Source organism: Streptomyces sp. NPDC057543 (genome assembly GCF_042801895.1).
GTDB lineage: Bacteria > Actinomycetota > Actinomycetes > Streptomycetales > Streptomycetaceae > Streptomyces.
In genome coordinates, this window is record NZ_JBHVFF010000193.1 from 1 (window position 1) to 16527 (window position 16527).

Sequence of the window (16527 nt, forward strand, 5' to 3'; positions counted from 1 at the left end):
GCCCTCAGGAGAAATCCTGAGGGCCCCTGGCTTTTGCGTCGACGGCGGTCTTGACGGGCCGTGGAGCAAAAGTGGGCCGGGGCCGGGCGGCCAGGGCGAGCGCCCGGCTCGAGTCGGCGAGCCGGAATCCACGGTGACGCTTCGCGGGTGCCTGCGGCCCCGTGACGGGGGCGGCCGACCTGCGCGGCTTCACCCACCTGTTCGGGCCGGAGCCCGAGTTGTCGTCCGTGCACGCAGAGGCCCGCCCGGGTCAGGCCGACGCCTTGACGGCCGAGCCCGTCCGGGCCCGCTCCTGCACGACGCGGCGGCGCCGGGTCGGCATCCCGAGCGTCGGGTTGGCGACGCTCCAGGCCGCGCCTTTGCAGACCAGCTCCTTGTAGACGGCGGCGAGCCGCCCGGTCAGGGCCGCCCGAACGGCGCGGTCGTCGGCGGTGACGTACTGGATCACGCCTTCCCTGCGGCCCAGTGAGATGCACTGGTTGAAGTAGCGGAGCGGCGCGTTCGGGAGCTTCCCGCCGGTCAGGCGTGCCGCGATGGCGTCGGCGGCCTGCCACGCGGTGGGGGTGCCCGAGGCGCACGACATCCGCAGCGGCTTGTCGCCGGGGCCCATCACCATGGCCGCGTCGCCGATGGCGTACACGTCCGGGTGCGAGACCGAGCGCATGGTCCCGTCGACCACGATCCGGCCCGTGTCGGTGACCTCCAGAGAGGTGGCCTTCGCGATCGGGTGGACCGCGAAGCCGGTGGTCCACACGGTGACCGCGGCCGGGACGGACTTGCCGTCGGCGGTGGCGACGCGGTCGGCCTCCACGCCGGTGACGGCGGTGTGCTCGTGCACGGTGATGCCGAGCCTGTCGAAGACCTTCCGCAGGTGCCGGCGGCCCTTGGGCGCGAGCCAGTCGCCGAGCCCGCCGCGGGCGGCGAGAGCGACGTCGAGGTCCGGGCGGGACTCGGCGATCTCGGTCGCGGTCTCCAGGCCGGTGAGGCCGCCGCCGACGACGACCACGGGCTGTCCGGCGTCCAGGCCGGCCAGGCGCTCGCGCAGCCGGAGCGCTCCGGGGCGGCCGGCGATCTCGTGGGCGTGCTCGGCGGTGCCGGGGACGCCTCGGGTGTGCCAGCCGCTGCCGAGGGCGTACACGAGGCTGTCGTACTCCAGCTCCTCGGCGCCGTTCGGGTCGATGACGGCGACGGTCCTGCGGTCGACGTCGACGCCGGTGACCTTGGCGAGCTTCAGTTCGACGCCGGTGCCTGCGAACATCTCGCTGAAGGGCCGGGGTTTGAGGTCCTGGCCGACCGCCAGCTGGTGCATCCGGACGCGCTCGACGAAGTCGGGCTCGGCGTTGACGAGGGTGATGGCGACGTCCTCGCGGCGCAGTCGCTTGGCGAGGCGCCCGGCGGCGATGGCTCCGGTGTATCCGGCTCCGATGACGATGACGCGGTGCTGCATTTCCTGGCTCCTGTCTCGCGCGGTTTCGCCACTTGAACCGGGCAGCCCGCCGTTTCCTGACAGGAACGGGATGTGAAGCACCTCACAGCGGGCTCAGAAGGCGTGGAACAGAGGTTCCCCGTGGTCGGTGGCCGCCCACCGCTGGGTCGCGCGTTCGAGCTTGTCGGGGTTGACCTGGTTGCGGAACGCGGCGATGCCCTCGGCGGTGACCTCCAGGCACATGATGCCGATGACCCGGCCGTCGAGGACCGCCACGACGGCGGGGGCGCCGTTGGCGGTCGTGGCGTAGACCTCGGGGGAGCCGCCGGCGATGGCGCGCTTGGCCTTGCCGGGTTTGAACAGGCCTCGCATGAACTTCGCGACCGCGAGGGCGCCCTCGAACGCCTTGGCACGGGCCGGGACCTTCCCGCCGCCGTCGCCGATCGAGATGGCGTCTTCGGTGAGCAGTCGCACGAGCGGCTCGGTCCGGCCGCTGGTGGCGGCCGCGAGGAACTCCTCGATGATCCGCCGGGCGGCGGCCTCGTCGATCTCGGCGCGGGCCTTGCCGTCCGCGACGTGCCTCTTGGCGCGGTGGAAGATCTGCTGGCTGGCGGCCTCGGTGATGTCGAGGATCTCCGCGATCTTCCGGTGCGGGTAGTCGAAGGCCTCCCGCAGCACATACACCACCCGCTCGTTGGGTGAGAGGCGCTCCATGAGGGCGAGGACCGCGTACGAGACCGATTCGCGCTGCTCGGCGGTGTCGGCCGGGCCGAGCATCGGGTCCCCGGCGAGCAGCGGCTCGGGCAGCCATTGGCCCACATAGGTCTCGCGCCGGGCGCGGGCCGAGGTGAGCTGGTTGAGGCACAGGTTGGTGAGGACCTTCGTCAGCCAGGCCTCGGGGACCTCGATGCGGTCGATGTCGGCGGCCTGCCAGCGCAGGAACGTCTCCTGCACGGCGTCCTCGGCGTCGCTCGCGGAGCCGAGGAGGCGGTAGGCGATGGCCTCCAGGCGGGGCATGGAGGCCTCGAACCGGTCCATGTGGTTCACGGTCAGAGCCATGGCCCGGATCCTAGCTCTCACGGCGCGCGACGGGCCCTGGGCTGCGTCCTGCGGCCCTGCGCCACTCGGCCGATGCTGTTCGACCTGCCGGAGGCGGTGGATCGCGGTGACCGGATCGAACGCTTCATTTTTCGTGTCTACGGGACAAGGCGCGCTCGCGGTATTGAGCGGCGTACAGCAGCCGAGTACCGCAACCCGGCAACCGCCCCTGTCCGCTACCGTCTCTCCGGGGTCTCGTAGTGGCCGGAATGGCCGTCGCCGACCGATCCGGCCAGAGCCACGGATCAGAAGGTTGCAGGTTCGAATCCTGCCGAGTGCACAGTGGAAAGAGGCCCTTCGAATCCGCCGTTGTCCGGGGGCCTCTTGGCTTTCCCTTCGCAGGAATCGGAATTCGGGAGTTCACGCATGGGGTGCATGGGGTGGCAGTGCACCGGGCTGCGGTGGCCGGATGCGCAGGGGGTGCCCGTGCTGGGGTGGCGGCGGGGCGGGGTCGTGCGGGAGAGTGCGCCGGCGTACGGGACGGAGCTCGGGTTCCGGGCCGCGGGGTGGCGGCACTGTGTCGGGGCGCGCGGGAACGTATGTCCGCTGGGGGCCGTGGTGGCGGGGCGGAGCACGGGGGCGCGGTGTCCGGAGTGTGCGCGGCTGGACCGGGCGCATTCGGTGGCCGCCGACACGATCGCCGACGACCCCCGGACGTACCGCGTGTATCTCGCTTGGTTCGGGCCGGGGATGGTGAAGGTCGGGATCACCGCCGAGGAGCGGGAGGCGGCGCGGCTGCGGGAGCAGGGGGCCGTGGTGTTCAGCTGGCTGGGACGGGGGCCGTTGATGGCGGCGCGGCGGACCGAGGAACTGCTGCGCTCCGCGCTCGGGGTGCCGGACCGGATTCCGTACGCCAGGAAGCGGGCCGTGCGCGCGGCGCTGCCGGGGGCGGCGGAGCGGCGCGCCGAGGTGGCGGAGCTCTACGCGCGGGCTGCGGCACTGGAGGGGACCGGGTGGCCGGAGTCGTTGGAGCGGTTGCCGTTCGAGGCGGTCGATCACGCCGGGGTGTTCGGGCTGGACGGCGCGGTCGAGGTGGCGTGGGCGGTCACCGAGTTGGTGGACGGGGGTGTGGTCGCGGGGCGGCTGGTGGCGGCGGCCGGGCCCGATCTGCATCTGGAGACGGTGACGCACGGGGTCGTGGTGCTGGACACCCGGCTGATGACCGGCTGGGAACTGTCGGGCGCCGACGCGCGGGCCGGGGTGGGCGTGCCGGTGGCCGACATCGGGGGCGGCGGTGTGCAGGGCGGGCTGTTCTGAGATCGTCGGGGCCGGATGGTCGCAATCGTCGGGACGGACGTGGGAATCGTCGGGGCCGGGCGGTGAAAGGGGCGCGTGATGAGTGGTGACGCAGACGACGTCATGCGGTTCCGGGAACGGCTGGGGCTGCCCGGGATCATCGATGTCCATACGCACTTCATGCCGGATCGGGTGCTGCGCAAGGTCTGGGCGTACTTCGACTCCGCGGGGCCGCTGACCGGGATGGAGTGGCCGATCGAGTACCGGCACGACGAGGACGAACGCCTCGCGCTGCTGCGCTCGTTCGGTGTGCTCCGGTTCACCTCGATGCTCTACCCGCACAAGGCGGGGATGGCGGCCTGGCTGAACGGCTGGGCGGCCGACTTCGCTCACCGGGTGCCCAACTGCCTGCACACCGCGACGTTCTTCCCGGAGGAGGGCGTGGAGCGGTACGTGCGCGAGGCCGTGGAGGCGGGGGCTCGGGTCTTCAAGTCGCACGTCCAGGTGGGCGCGTACGACGCCAACGACCCGCTGCTGGAGCCGGTGTGGGGGCTGCTCGCGGAGGCCGGGGTGCCGGTGGTGATGCACTGCGGCTCGGGGCCGGCGCCCGGCAAGCACACGGGGCCCGAACCGGTCGGCCGACTGCTCGCCCGGCATCCGCGGCTGCGGCTGATCGTGGCGCACATGGGGATGCCGGAGTACGCGGAGTTCCTGGCGCTGGCGGAGGCGTACCCGGAGGTACGGCTCGATACGACGATGGCCTTCACGGACTTCACGGAGGACTTCATGCCGTTCCCGGTGGCCGAGCGGGGGCGGCTCGCGGCGCTCGGGGACCGGATTCTGCTGGGCACGGACTTTCCGAACATCCCGTATCCGTACGTTCATCAGCTGCATGCCCTGGAGCGGCTGGAGTTGGGGGACGACTGGCTGCGGGCGGTCTGTCACGGCAACGCGAGTGTGTTGTTCGACGTGAGCTGAAGGGGACTGGGGGGCGCCGACAGGTGGTGGAGGGCGGTGCAGGGCCGTTTTCTCAGGGAATTCACAGAATTGGGAAAGAGCCCTCTCAGAGGAGCCTCACAGGGTGGGGTCATGACGACGACCTTGCCCCAGGGGCGTACCGAACTGCTGAGGGCGGACCGCACCCCCGTCCGCGTGCTCGTGGTGGACGACGAGGCTCCGCTCGCCGAGCTGCTCTCCATGGCGCTGCGTTACGAGGGCTGGGAGGTGCGCAGCGCCGGGGACGGTGCCGCTGCCGTGCGCATGGCGCGCGACTTCCGGCCCGACGCGGTGATCCTCGATGTGATGCTGCCCGACACGGACGGGTTCGCCGTCCTCGGCAGACTCCGGCGGGAGCTCTCCGAGATTCCCGTGCTGTTCCTGACCGCGCGCGACGCGGTGGAGGACCGGATCGCGGGGCTCACGGCGGGCGGCGACGACTACGTGACCAAGCCGTTCAGCCTGGAGGAGGTCGTGGCGCGGCTGCGCGGGCTGATCCGGCGCTCCGGTACGGCGGCCGTACGCAGCGAGTCGACGCTCGTCGTCGGCGATCTGACGCTGGACGAGGACAGCCACGAGGTCAGCCGGGGCGGTACGTCCATCCACCTCACCGCGACCGAGTTCGAGCTGCTGCGCTTCCTGATGCGCAATCCGCGGCGGGTGCTGAGCAAGGCGCAGATCCTCGACCGGGTGTGGAACTACGACTTCGGCGGGCAGGCGAACGTCGTCGAGCTGTACATCTCGTATCTGCGCAAGAAGATCGACGCCGGACGGTCGCCGATGATCCACACCCGGCGCGGGGCGGGGTATCTCATCAAGCCTGGTGAATAGACCGGTGAGTAGACCGGTGGGCAGGCGCATGTACCGGTGGCGGGGGCCGTGGACGCTGCGGACCCGGCTCGTGGTCTCGGCGGTGACGCTGATCGCCGTGGTGGCCGCGGTCATCGGTTCGGTCACCACCATCGCTTTCCGCAGCTACATGTACGGCAAGCTCGACGACCAGCTGGACACCATCGCCATGCGGGCCGCGAAGCCGCCCGGTGGCGGGGGGCCGATGTCCGGCGGTGCGCTGCCCGACGGCGATCCGCTGGCCTTCGTCGACGGGCGCGGGCTGCCCGTCGGTGCCTTCGGGGCCGTTCTGGTGGACGGTTCGGTCACCGAGTCGCGGGTGGTCCCGGAACCCCCGGCCACGCCGGGATCGGGGGCCGAGGAGAGCGGGCACCCGATGACCGGAGCCCAGCAGAAGGCCCTGGCCGCGGCGGACACGCCTGCGGATGGCGGGGCGCGAAGCATCGATCTGCCCGGGCTCGGCGCCAACCGGGTGGAGGCGGTCGCGGGGCCGCAGGGGACGACGATCCTCGTCGGCATCCCCGCCGCCGAGGTGCACGGCGCCCTCACCACCCTGATCCTCGTCGAGGTCTGTGTCACCGGCGCCGGTCTGATCGCGGCCGGGATCGCGGGCGCCGCCATGGTCGGTGTCGCGCTGCGTCCGCTGCGCCGGGTCGCCGCGACCGCGACCCGGGTCTCCGAACTCCCGCTGCACAGCGGCGAGGTGGCCCTCCTGGAGCGGGTCCCGGACGCGGAGGCCGATCCGCGGACCGAGGTCGGGCAGGTGGGCGCGGCCCTCAACCGGATGCTGGGCCACGTCGGTTCGGCGCTGGAGGTGCGCCAGGAGAGCGAGATGCGGGTGCGTCAGTTCGTCGCGGACGCCAGCCATGAGCTGCGCACCCCGCTGGCCTCGATCCGCGGATACGCCGAACTGACCCGGCGCGGCCGCGAGGAGACCGGTCCCGACACCCGGCACGCGCTGGGGCGGATCGAGTCCGAGGCGGAGCGGATGACGGGCATGGTGGAGGATCTGCTGCTGCTTGCCCGCCTGGATGCCGGGCGCCCGCTCAATCACGAGAGCACCGATCTCTCGCCGGTCGTCGTCGACGCGGTGAGCGATACCCGCGCCGCCGGGCGGGGGGAGCACCACTGGCGCCTCGAACTGCCGGACGAGCCCGCGACCGTGCACGGTGATCCGACCCGGCTCCATCAGGTGCTGGTCAATCTGCTGGCGAACGCCCGTACGCACACCCCGCCCGGCACCACCGTCACCGTGCGGGTGCGTGCCGGGGCCGGCCGACCGTGGGTGACGCTGGAGGTCCGGGACGACGGGCCCGGTATTCCGCCCGAACTGCTGCCGCACGTCTTCGAACGGTTCGCGCGCGGCGATGCCTCGCGCTCCCGCCACGCGGGCTCCACCGGGCTCGGACTCGCCATCGTGCAGGCCGTCGTCGCCGCGCACGGCGGCCGGGTGGAGGTGTCGTCGGTCCCGGGGCGTACGGTGTTCGCCGTCCAGCTGCCCGCGGCGTCCGTCGACCCGGCGCACTCACAGCAGGGGGACAGGCTCAGCACATCGGCGTGACAGCGGGGCCGGTGAGTGTCGACGGCATGCGAACCGACACTCCTTGGAGCGCCCTGCCGGCCCGGGACCATCTCCTCGCCGGAGCGGTCGATGCGGCAGGTGCACCCGTACTCGATGTGGTGGTACCCGTCTACAACGAGGAGCAGGACCTCGAACCGTGTGTGCTGCGCCTGCACGACCATCTGGCGCGCACCTTCCCGTACGCCTTCCGGATCACCGTCGCGGACAACGCGAGCACCGACCGGACACCGCAGGTGGCGGCCCGGCTGGCGGCGGCGCTGCCCCGGGTGCGGTCGTACCGGCTGGAGGAGAAGGGCCGCGGGCGTGCGCTGCGTACCGTCTGGTCGCACTCGGACGCGCCGGTCCTGGCATACATGGACGTCGATCTCTCCACCGACCTCAACGCGCTGCTGCCGCTGGTCGCTCCGCTGATCTCGGGCCACTCGGACCTGGCGATCGGCTCGCGGCTGGCCCGTAGCTCGCGGGTGGTGCGCGGATCGAAGCGGGAGTTCATCTCACGCGCCTACAACCTCATTCTCCGCTCGTCGCTGGCCGCCCGGTTCAGCGATGCGCAGTGCGGGTTCAAGGCCATCCGGCGGGACGTCGCGCAGCGGCTGCTGCCGATGGTGGAGGACACCGGGTGGTTCTTCGACACCGAGATGCTGGTGCTCGCCGAGCGTGCCGGGCTGCGCATCCACGAGGTGCCGGTCGACTGGGTCGACGACCCGGACTCCACCGTTCACATCGTGCGGACGGCGACCGAGGACCTGAAAGGCGTGTGGCGGGTGGGGCGGGCGCTGGCGGTCGGCGCACTGCCGCTGGACCGGCTGGCCCGGCCCTTCGGGGACGATCCGCGCGACCGCGCGCTGAGCGGGGTGCCGGGCGGCCTGGCCCGGCAGCTCGTCGGGTTCTGCGTCGTCGGCGCACTCTCCACGCTCTTCTATCTCGCCCTGTACTCGCTCTTCCGGCTGGGCGTCGGCCCGCAGATCGCCAACGGTGGCGCGCTGCTGGTGTCGGCCGTCGCCAATACGGCGGCCAACCGGAGGCTCACCTTCGGCGTACGCGGCCGGGGCGGGGCCGTACGCCACCAGGCGCAGGGCCTGGTCGTCTTCGCCATTGGTCTCGCGCTGACCAGTGGCTCACTGGCCGCGCTGGGAGCGGCGTCCAGGACGCCGTCGCACGGCACGGAACTCGCCGTGCTGATCGCGGCCAACCTCGCGGCGACGGTGCTGCGATTCCTGCTCTTCCGCGCCTGGGTCTTCCCGGAGCGGGCCGCCACGGAGGCCCGCCCGGCCGGGCGCGGCGACGACACTCACCACGAACTGAGGAACGTCCGATGACCACGCTGCCCCCCGACCGCCTTCCGGCCCCGCCGGACGCGCCGCCGCCACCGGTTGCCGGGACCGGCCACGCACGGCCGAACAAACCCTTCGCGCACCGCATATGGCGGGGTAGGCCCGAGGACCCGAGCTGGGCGCGGCCCGCCTTCCTCGCCATGCTGCTGGTCATCGGGCTCGCGTACGTGTGGAACCTCAGTGCCTCCGGGTACGCCAACTCCTTCTACTCCGCAGCCGTTCAGGCGGGCAGCCGGAGCTGGAAGGCCTTCTTCTTCGGCTCCTTGGACGCCGCGAACGCGATCACGGTCGACAAGCCCCCGGCCGCGCTCTGGCCGATGGCCCTGTCGGTGCGTGTCTTCGGCCTCGGCTCGTGGTCGATCCTGGTTCCGCAGGTGCTGATGGGGGTGGCCACGGCCGGGGTGCTGTACGCGGCCGTGCGCCGCCGTTTCAACGCGGCCGCCGGGCTGATCGCGATGGCGGTGTTCGCGCTCACGCCCGTCGCCGCGCTGATGTTCCGCTTCAACAACCCGGACGCGCTGCTGGCGTTGCTGATGACCGTCACCGTCTACTGCGTGCTGCGCGCGATGGAGAACGGCCGGACCAAGTGGCTGGTGTGGGCGGGCGTCGCCGTCGGGATCGCGTTCCTGTCGAAGACCCTGCAGGCCTTTCTGATCCTGCCACCGCTGGCCGTTCTGTACGCGGTGTTCGCGCCGGTATCCGTACGCAAACGGTTCGGTCAACTCGGCCTCTCCGCGCTCGCGATGGCCGTCGCGGGCGGCTGGTGGGTGGCGATCGTCGAATTGTGGCCCGCCTCGTCGCGTCCGTACATCGGCGGCTCGCAGAACAACTCCTTCCTGGAGCTGACCTTCGGCTACAACGGGCTCGGCCGGATCAATGGTGACGAGACCGGCAGCGTCGGAGGAGGCGGTGGCGGTGGCCCGTCCGGCGGTCAGTGGGGCGAGACCGGCATAGGCCGGATGTTCGGCTCCGAGGTCGGCGGCCAGATCTCCTGGCTGCTGCCGGCCGCGCTGATCCTGCTCGTCGCGGGTGTCTGGCTGACCTGGCGGGCCCGGCGCACGGACACGGCCCGTGCGGCGTTCCTCGCGTGGGGCGGCTCGCTGCTGATGACGGTCGTCGTCTTCAGCTTCATGGCCGGCATCTTCCACCAGTACTACACGGTCGCCCTGGCGCCGTATCTCGCGGCGCTCGTCGGCATGGGCGCCACGGTCCTGTGGGAGGAACGGGCCCGGTGGTGGGCGCGCGGGGCGCTCGCCGTCGCGGTCGCGGTGACGGCGCTCTGGTCGTACGTCCTGCTGGGGCGTACCCAGGACTACCTGCCGTGGCTGCGCTGGGCCGTCCTCATCGGGGGTCTGGCGGGCGCGGCGGCGCTGCTGCTCGCCGCGGGTCTCGGGCGCCGGCTGTCGCTCGCGGCCGTGTTGGTGAGCTTCGTGGCGTCGCTGGCGGGGCCGACGGCGTACACCCTCGCCACGCTGAACACCGGACATCAGGGCTCGATCGTCACGGCCGGCCCGTCCGGCGCCGACTCGATGGGCGGCCGGGGCGGCGGTCCCCGTGGCGGAACGCGGCCTCCCGGGCAGGACGGTCAACAGGGCGGCGGCATGGGACAGCCCCCCACCGGCGGCCAGGGCGGCAACCGGCAGAACGGCGTGCCGCCGGGAGCCATGCCCGGCACGGCGCCGGGCAACACTCCGGGCACCGCCCCCGGCGGCACGCCCGAGGGCGGCTTCCCCGGCGGACGCAACGGTGGAGACGACGGCGGAGGCAGCGGAGGCGGCGGCCTGGGTGGCCTGCTCAACGGTTCGTCCGTCGGTACCGAGGCGAGGAAGCTCCTGGAGACGAACGCCGGGGACTACACCTGGGCCGCTGCCGCCATCGGTTCGCAGAACGCCGCGAGCTACCAACTCGCCACCGGAGAACCGGTGATGGCGATCGGCGGCTTCAACGGAAGCGACCCGTCCCCGACGCTCTCCCAATTCAAGAAGTACGTCGAGGACGGCAGGATCCACTACTTCATCGGCGGCGGAACAGGCGGAATGGGCGCAGGCGGCGCCAACAGCGGCACCGCGTCCCGGATCTCCTCCTGGGTGGAGGAGAACTTCGAGAAGGTCACGGCCGGCGGCGCCACCTTCTACGACCTGACCCGGCCGAAGGATGGCGCGTAGACGAGCGGCGCGTAGACGAGCGGTCGGGCACCGGCTCAGCGCCGCAGCAGCAGATCCGCGACAACCGGGCGGTGGTCCGAGGCGAGCGTCTCGGCCACCGCCGCGTCGCGTACCCGTACGGAATCCTTCGACACCGCCACGTAGTCGATCCGCTGCACCGGATCCTGCGCCGGGTACGTCGGCCCGCCGGGCTCGACGTCCGTCAGTTCCTTCCACAGCGGGGCGAGTTCGGGAGCGCCCGGTGCCGCGTTGAAGTCGCCGAGCAGGATCTGCCGCACCTTCTGCCGCCCCGCCCCGGCCCCCTGCGCCGCGTCCTGCGCCATGATCCGGCGGGTGTCGGCGACCTGGGCGGCCCGTACGGACGGGTCGGCGCGGTAGTCGAGATGCGTCACATACACATGCACGGGCAGCCCCTTCACCCGCAGGACCACTTCGCCGAAGCCGGGCGCGAGGGCCGGTACCGGGTTCGGGTCCTGGGTGGAGAGCCGGGTGATCTCGTGGTTCTCGGCGCTCACGATCCGGTGCCTGGACAGCACCGCGACCCCGAATTCACGCCGGGGCGCACCGGGTTCCGGCGGATCGAGGCTGTAGATCGGGGCGAACGAGACGTACATGTGCAGCCGCTCGGCCAGCTCACGCGCCAGATCGCGCCACTCGCTGCGGGTGCCCCAGTGGACATCGACCTCCTGGAGCCCGATCACATCGGCGTCCAGTGCGCGCAGTTCGGCCGTCTGCCGGTCGAGATCGAAGACGTTGTCCATGCCGGCGCCCGCATGGATGTTGTAGGTGACCACGCGCAGCGGCACCGCGGGTCCCTGCCCGGCGGCCGATGCGGGAGGTGCGAGGGCGGCCCCCGAGAGGCCCGCTGCGATGAGAGCGACCACCGTACGACGACGCAGTGACATACCACTCCAGCCTTTGTCGGATCAGCTGTCGGATCAGCGGCGAGCACGGTACCGCGCGAAAATGAGTTGTACACCGTATGCGGCGAGCTATACGGTGTATGGCTCGTGCCTGTACACCGTATAAGAACCCAGGATCAGGAGTCCGCATGACGGCGACCGCCGCCGAGCAGCACCACCTCTCGCCGCCGAGCCACCCGCAACGCTGGCTGATTCTCGGCGTCATCTGCCTCGCCCAGCTCACCGTGCTGCTCGACAACACCGTGCTCAACGTGGCGATCCCCTCCCTCACCCGGGAGCTGGACGCCTCCACCGCCGACGTGCAATGGATGATCAGCGCCTATTCGCTGGTCCAGTCGGGTCTGCTGCTCACGGCCGGCAGTTCCGCCGACCGCTACGGCCGCAAGAAGATGCTCATCGCGGGGCTCGCCCTGTTCGGCATCGGTTCGCTGGTTGCCGGACTCGCCCAGTCGTCCGCGCAGCTGATCGCCGCCCGCGCGGGCATGGGCATCGGCGGTGCGCTGCTGCTGACGACGACCCTGGCCGTCGTCGTGCAGATCTTCGACGACTCCGAGCGGGTCAAGGCGATCGGCATCTGGTCGACCGTCAGCTCGCTCGGCTTCGCCGTCGGTCCGCTGATCGGCGGCGTGATGCTCGACCACTTCTGGTGGGGCGCGATCTTCCTGATCAACATACCGGTCGCGGTCATCGGCCTGGTCGCCGTGGCCCGCCTCGTCCCGGAGTTCAAGACCTCCAGCAGTGAGCGCCCCGACCTGCTGGGCGCGCTGCTCTCCACCATCGGCATGGCGTCCGTCGTGTACGCGATCATCTCCGGTCCGGAGCACGGCTGGGCGTCGGGCCAGGTGCTGCTGACCGCCTTCGGCGGGGTCGCCGTACTGACCGGGTTCGTGCTGTGGGAGCTGCACATCCCGTACCCGATGCTGGACATGCACTTCTTCCGGAACCAGAAGTTCATCGGCGCTGTCGCGGGCGCGATCCTGGTCGCTTTCGGGATGGGCGGCTCGCTGTTCCTGCTCACTCAGCAGCTCCAGTTCGTCCTCGGCTACGGGCCGCTGGAGGCCGGCCTGCGTACGGCTCCGCTGGCGCTGAGCGTCGTCGCCCTGAACCTCACCGGACTGGGCGCCAGGCTGGTGCCCAAGCTGGGTACGCCCGTCACCATCGCGGCCGGCATGAGCCTGCTGGCCGCCGGACTCGCCGCGATCGCGCTGCTCGGCGGCAACGGCTACGGCGGCATGCTGCTCGGCCTGGTCGTGATGGGAGCGGGCATCGCGCTCGCCATGCCCGCCATGGCCAACGCGATCATGAGCGCCATTCCGCCGGAGAAGGCGGGCGTGGGCGCGGGGGTCAACGGCACGCTCGCCGAGTTCGGCAACGGGCTCGGGGTCGCCGTGCTCGGCGCGGTGCTCCACTCCCGGTTCGCGGCGCTCGTGCCGGCGGCCGTCGGGGCGGCCTCGCTGCCCGCCGCGCTGGCCTCGGCCACCGATGCCGGCGAGCGGGCGCGGATCACGGACGCCTTCACCTCGGGACTGGAGACCAGCCAGCTCGTCGGTGCGGTGGCGGTGCTGGCCGGCGGCCTGCTGGCCGCGGCGCTCCTGCGCCGTGCGGAGCGGGCGGAATCCGCCCGGGCGGCCTCGGCCGGGGCCGCGACGGCGGCATAGCATCGAGGCGGGGCGCATCGGACCGTACGAATCCGCTTCGGCCGTGCAGGTACGCAACCGGGTCGTGCGGGCAGGTACACAGCCGGTCCGTCGCGCGGAAGATACGTATCCGATCCGCCCCACCGGCAAGACGAGGAGAGTGTGACATGGTGTCCGCGGCCGACCGTGTGAAGAACCCTGCCAGGACCAGTGTGTGGCTGGAACAGCGGACACCGTCGCGCGCCCGCAAATCGGACCAGCCGGCCGGCCTCGACCGGGAGAAGATCACCGCGGCGTCGGTCCGGCTGCTGGACGCCGAGGGCCTCGCCAAGTTCTCCATGCGCCGGCTCGCCGCCGAACTGGACGTCACCGCGATGTCCCTCTACTGGTACGTGGACACCAAGGACGATCTGCTGGAGCTGGCCCTCGACTCGGTCTACCGCGAGATCGCGCCCCCTCGCGAGGACGCGCACTGGCACGACCGGCTGCGCGAACTCGCCGTCTCCTACCGTGAACTGCTGGTCCGCCATGTCTGGGCATCACCGCTCGCCGGTCACTTCCTCAACATGGGCCCGTACTCGATGCTGTTCTCGCACGCCATCCAGGACGTGATCCGGGCGACGGGGCTACCACTGCACCAGCAGACCGGCGCGCTCTCCGCGGTCTTCCAGTTCGTCTACGGATTCGGCACCATCGAGGCCCACTTCGTGCAGCGCAGCGCGGAGACGGGGCTGAGCCAGGACGAGTTCTTCCAGCAGGCGTTGGGCGCCATCCGGAGCCAGCCGCAGCTCAGCCGGATCGTCGAGGACTCGCAGGACCTGATGGACGCCCGCGGCGGCGACACGGTCGAGGAGATGCGCGACCGGGACTTCACCTTCGCCCTGGACCTGCTGATCGCGGGCATCGAAGCGATGCGGGACCGCGAGAGCCGCTGAGACCTCGCTCGTCCCTCAATACCCCCGCCCCACGTCCACGGCCGTGTCCGGCACCCGCCCCGCCGCCACCGCCTCCCAGCACGCGGCGAAGTCCGCGACGATGTCCTCGTCCGCGGTGATGCCCGCGGAGTGCGAGGTGATCACCGTACGGGGCAGCTGCCAGCACCGGTCACCGGGCGCGGCGGGCTCCTGGGGCAGTACGTCGAGCACCGCGCGCCCCACCGCACCGGCGTGCAGAGCGGCCTCCAGCGCGCCCATGTCCACCGTCGCGCCCCGGCCGACGTTGATGAACGTGGCGCCGCCCAGAGCCGTGAACCGCTCCGCCCCGAAGAACCCCGCCGTATCGGGGGTGAACGGCAGCGTGGACACCACCCACCGCGCCGAGCCGAGCGCCTCCGTGTCCTGGCCGGCCCCGACGACCCGGTCGAAGCCCGTCACCGGCGCCGTACGCGCCGCGCGTCCCACGCCCACCGTTCGGATGCCGCACCCCCGCAGGAGACCGGCGACGGCCGAACCGATGCGGCCGGTTCCGTAGATCACCACGGTCCGGCCGGCGGCGAGCTCGGAGGGGATACGGCGCCACTCGGCCCGGGAGTGCTGAGCGGCGAACTCGGCGACGGACTGGCAGTCGGCGAGCACCCAGGCCAGCACGTACTGGGCGATGCGTTCCCCCATGCGGCCCACCGTCCGGGTGAGCAGCGCCCCGGACGGCCACGGTCCGGCGGCCAGCAGGGCGTCCGTACCGGCGTTCACGCTGTGGAACCACACGAGTGGCCCGTGCCGCAGCGCGTCCGGCAGCGAGGCCCCGACCTGGATGAAGGGCTCGTCCGGCGCCGTGCGGGACGAACCCTGTTCCACGGGGCGGCCCGTGATCCGCTCCAGTTCGCGTACGACGGTGGCGTCCACCGTCGGTGCGACCAGCAGCCGGGCCCGCGCGAGCAGGTCCGGCGCCGGAACACGTATACGGTCGCGCATCCGGCCGTCAGCTGCCGGACGCCAGATGGGCGGGGAAGCCGCCCGTGGCGACCGGACCCCACCGCTCCGGAGTGATCCGGATGATCGACTTCCCCTGCTTCACCATCGCCGCCCGGTACTCGTCCCAGTCCGGGTGCTCACCCGAGATGTTCCGGAAGTACTCGACGAGCGGCTCGACCGAATCGGGTGAATCGATCACTTCGGCCGAACCGTCGATCTGGACCCACGGCCCGTTCCAGTCGTCCGACAGCACGATCACGCTGACCCTGGGGTCCCGTTTCGCGTTGCGGGTCTTGGCCCGTTCGGGGTAGGTCGAGACGACGATCCGGCCCGCGTCGTCGACGCCGCAGGTCAGCGGCGAGCCCTGGGGGCGGCCGTCGGACCGTGTGGTCAGCAGGATCGCCCGGTGCCTGGGCCGTACGAAAGCCAGCAACTCGTCGAGTTCCACGGCGGTGTTCGTAGCGATGTGGGGTGCCATGTCCGCAGACTACGACGGCAGCGACTCGCCCTGCACGGCCTGGATGTCGAGCTCCACCCGCAGCGTCGTACCGATCGCGGAGATGCCCGCCTGCACCACCTGGTTGTAGTTCATGGCGAAGTCCTCGCGGCGCAGCTCCGCCGTCGCGTTGAACGCCGCGCGCACCCCGCCCCACGGGTCCGGGCCCGTCCCGAGGTAACTCAGGTCCAGGTCGACCGGGCGCACGATGCCGTGCATCGTCAGCTCGCCGTGGACCAGCCAGCGGTCGGGGCCCGCCGGGGTCAGCCCGCTCGAGCGGTACGTGATCTCCGGGAACCGGTCCGCGTCCAGGAAGTCCGGCGAGCGCAGGTGCTTGTCGCGCATGCCGTTGCCGGTGTCGATGCTGGCCGCGCTGATGACGGCGTCGACCCGTGACTGATGTACGTCCTCGGCGATCTCGATCCGGCCGCCGAACTCGGTGAACCGGCCGTGCACGCTGGAGATCCCCAGGTGCTGCGCGACCGCGCCCACCGAGCAGTGCGCCGGGTCCAGCGACCAGGTGCCCGGCGGCGGCAGCTCCACGCCGCCCTGGCGGGCCAGCACCACCGTGCCGGCCTCGACCCGCCCGCTCGCCGTGACGAGGGCGGTGGACGCGGCGGGGGCGTACCCGACCGCTGTGACGATCACCGTGTACGCGCCGGCCTGCAGCGAGGTCTCGGTCCGCACCGCCCCGTCCTCGTCGGCGGTGGCCCGCAGCACCTGCGCGCCGGTCATGTCGGTGACCGTCACGACCGCGTGCTGGACCGCCCAGCCGTCCCGCGTACGTACCTGTGCGCGAAGTCCCATCCCGTTTTCTCTCCTTGCTCAATGACTCAATGAGTCGGGCCCCGGGGCGGGGACGGCAGGCCGTCCCC

Annotated in this window: 15 protein-coding genes; 9 read left to right on the plus strand and 6 right to left on the minus strand. The window is 71.7% G+C overall.

Annotated features, from left to right (window positions below; genetic code table 11):
• Positions 1 to 250: 250 nt before the first annotated feature.
• Together ACFU8Q_RS27460 and sigJ are read right to left on the minus strand one after the other, a co-directional pair.
• Positions 251 to 1447, minus strand: coding sequence for an NAD(P)/FAD-dependent oxidoreductase (locus ACFU8Q_RS27460; RefSeq protein ID WP_384458465.1), 1197 nt, complete (start codon positions 1445 to 1447; stop codon positions 251 to 253).
• A gap of 93 nt (positions 1448 to 1540) precedes the next feature.
• On the minus strand, positions 1541 to 2485 hold the full coding sequence (sigJ, locus tag ACFU8Q_RS27465) for an RNA polymerase sigma factor SigJ (RefSeq protein ID WP_384458467.1): 945 nt from the start codon (positions 2483 to 2485) through the stop codon (positions 1541 to 1543).
• Positions 2486 to 2557: 72 nt separating this feature from the next.
• On the opposite strand from sigJ, the gene ACFU8Q_RS27470 reads away from it, so the two are divergent.
• The 7 genes from ACFU8Q_RS27470 to ACFU8Q_RS27500 all read left to right on the plus strand — a co-directional run bounded on the left by ACFU8Q_RS27470 (position 2558) and on the right by ACFU8Q_RS27500 (position 10686).
• Positions 2558 to 2725: a hypothetical protein gene (locus ACFU8Q_RS27470; protein WP_384458469.1), complete on the plus strand. Its 168-nt coding sequence runs from the start codon at positions 2558 to 2560 to the stop codon at positions 2723 to 2725.
• A gap of 174 nt (positions 2726 to 2899) precedes the next feature.
• Complete coding sequence (locus ACFU8Q_RS27475) at positions 2900 to 3781, plus strand: DUF2797 domain-containing protein (RefSeq protein ID WP_384458489.1); 882 nt, start codon at positions 2900 to 2902, stop codon at positions 3779 to 3781.
• A gap of 78 nt (positions 3782 to 3859) precedes the next feature.
• A complete protein-coding gene (locus ACFU8Q_RS27480) occupies positions 3860 to 4738 on the plus strand; it encodes an amidohydrolase family protein (protein ID WP_384458471.1) in 879 nt (292 codons plus the stop codon).
• Between the two features lie 111 nt (positions 4739 to 4849).
• Positions 4850 to 5587: a response regulator transcription factor gene (locus tag ACFU8Q_RS27485; RefSeq protein ID WP_384458473.1), complete on the plus strand. Its 738-nt coding sequence runs from the start codon at positions 4850 to 4852 to the stop codon at positions 5585 to 5587.
• A 28-nt stretch (positions 5588 to 5615) separates the two neighbouring features.
• Positions 5616 to 7166 carry an ATP-binding protein gene (locus ACFU8Q_RS27490; protein ID WP_384458491.1) on the plus strand — a complete coding sequence of 517 codons (1551 nt, stop codon included), beginning with the start codon at positions 5616 to 5618 and terminating at the stop codon, positions 7164 to 7166.
• A 26-nt stretch (positions 7167 to 7192) separates the two neighbouring features.
• Positions 7193 to 8506, plus strand: coding sequence for a glycosyltransferase (locus ACFU8Q_RS27495; RefSeq protein WP_384458474.1), 1314 nt, complete (start codon positions 7193 to 7195; stop codon positions 8504 to 8506).
• A complete protein-coding gene (locus tag ACFU8Q_RS27500; protein ID WP_384458476.1) occupies positions 8503 to 10686 on the plus strand; it encodes an ArnT family glycosyltransferase in 2184 nt (727 codons plus the stop codon). The genes ACFU8Q_RS27495 and ACFU8Q_RS27500 overlap by 4 nt, the downstream gene beginning before the upstream one ends.
• Positions 10687 to 10721: 35 nt before the next feature.
• On the opposite strand, the gene ACFU8Q_RS27505 is transcribed toward ACFU8Q_RS27500, so the two are convergent.
• Positions 10722 to 11591: an endonuclease/exonuclease/phosphatase family protein gene (locus ACFU8Q_RS27505; RefSeq protein ID WP_384458477.1), complete on the minus strand. Its 870-nt coding sequence runs from the start codon at positions 11589 to 11591 to the stop codon at positions 10722 to 10724.
• Positions 11592 to 11737: 146 nt separating this feature from the next.
• Here ACFU8Q_RS27505 and ACFU8Q_RS27510 point away from each other — a divergent pair, with 146 nt between their 5' ends.
• Positions 11738 to 13267 carry an MFS transporter gene (locus tag ACFU8Q_RS27510; RefSeq protein WP_384458479.1) on the plus strand — a complete coding sequence of 510 codons (1530 nt, stop codon included), beginning with the start codon at positions 11738 to 11740 and terminating at the stop codon, positions 13265 to 13267.
• A gap of 146 nt (positions 13268 to 13413) precedes the next feature.
• Entirely contained in the window at positions 13414 to 14181 is a 768-nt protein-coding gene (locus ACFU8Q_RS27515) for a TetR/AcrR family transcriptional regulator (RefSeq protein WP_384458481.1), read from the plus strand.
• Between the two features lie 15 nt (positions 14182 to 14196).
• Here ACFU8Q_RS27515 and ACFU8Q_RS27520 read toward each other — a convergent pair whose 3' ends face one another.
• Genes ACFU8Q_RS27520 through ACFU8Q_RS27530 form a run of 3 tightly spaced genes read right to left on the minus strand, consistent with a single transcriptional unit; the run spans position 14197 to position 16459 of the window.
• Positions 14197 to 15156 carry an NAD(P)-dependent oxidoreductase gene (locus ACFU8Q_RS27520; RefSeq protein WP_384458483.1) on the minus strand — a complete coding sequence of 320 codons (960 nt, stop codon included), beginning with the start codon at positions 15154 to 15156 and terminating at the stop codon, positions 14197 to 14199.
• 7 nt (positions 15157 to 15163) lie between these two features.
• The gene (locus ACFU8Q_RS27525; RefSeq protein ID WP_384458485.1) at positions 15164 to 15634 is read right to left on the minus strand and encodes a PPOX class F420-dependent oxidoreductase; all 471 of its coding nucleotides are present in this window, start codon (positions 15632 to 15634) and stop codon (positions 15164 to 15166) included.
• Positions 15635 to 15643: 9 nt separating this feature from the next.
• A complete protein-coding gene (locus ACFU8Q_RS27530) occupies positions 15644 to 16459 on the minus strand; it encodes a YceI family protein (RefSeq protein WP_384458487.1) in 816 nt (271 codons plus the stop codon).
• Between the last annotated feature and the right edge of the window lie 68 nt (positions 16460 to 16527).

Coding starts and splice junctions, on each gene's coding strand:
- ACFU8Q_RS27460 (WP_384458465.1), bottom strand. CDS start 1,447: ATGCAGCACCGCGTCATCGTCATCGGAGCCGGATACACCGGAGCCATC.
- sigJ (WP_384458467.1), bottom strand. CDS start 2,485: ATGGCTCTGACCGTGAACCACATGGACCGGTTCGAGGCCTCCATGCCC.
- ACFU8Q_RS27470 (WP_384458469.1), top strand. CDS start 2,558: ATGCTGTTCGACCTGCCGGAGGCGGTGGATCGCGGTGACCGGATCGAA.
- ACFU8Q_RS27475 (WP_384458489.1), top strand. CDS start 2,900: ATGGGGTGGCAGTGCACCGGGCTGCGGTGGCCGGATGCGCAGGGGGTG.
- ACFU8Q_RS27480 (WP_384458471.1), top strand. CDS start 3,860: ATGAGTGGTGACGCAGACGACGTCATGCGGTTCCGGGAACGGCTGGGG.
- ACFU8Q_RS27485 (WP_384458473.1), top strand. CDS start 4,850: ATGACGACGACCTTGCCCCAGGGGCGTACCGAACTGCTGAGGGCGGAC.
- ACFU8Q_RS27490 (WP_384458491.1), top strand. CDS start 5,616: ATGTACCGGTGGCGGGGGCCGTGGACGCTGCGGACCCGGCTCGTGGTC.
- ACFU8Q_RS27495 (WP_384458474.1), top strand. CDS start 7,193: ATGCGAACCGACACTCCTTGGAGCGCCCTGCCGGCCCGGGACCATCTC.
- ACFU8Q_RS27500 (WP_384458476.1), top strand. CDS start 8,503: ATGACCACGCTGCCCCCCGACCGCCTTCCGGCCCCGCCGGACGCGCCG.
- ACFU8Q_RS27505 (WP_384458477.1), bottom strand. CDS start 11,591: ATGTCACTGCGTCGTCGTACGGTGGTCGCTCTCATCGCAGCGGGCCTC.
- ACFU8Q_RS27510 (WP_384458479.1), top strand. CDS start 11,738: ATGACGGCGACCGCCGCCGAGCAGCACCACCTCTCGCCGCCGAGCCAC.
- ACFU8Q_RS27515 (WP_384458481.1), top strand. CDS start 13,414: ATGGTGTCCGCGGCCGACCGTGTGAAGAACCCTGCCAGGACCAGTGTG.
- ACFU8Q_RS27520 (WP_384458483.1), bottom strand. CDS start 15,156: ATGCGCGACCGTATACGTGTTCCGGCGCCGGACCTGCTCGCGCGGGCC.
- ACFU8Q_RS27525 (WP_384458485.1), bottom strand. CDS start 15,634: ATGGCACCCCACATCGCTACGAACACCGCCGTGGAACTCGACGAGTTG.
- ACFU8Q_RS27530 (WP_384458487.1), bottom strand. CDS start 16,459: ATGGGACTTCGCGCACAGGTACGTACGCGGGACGGCTGGGCGGTCCAG.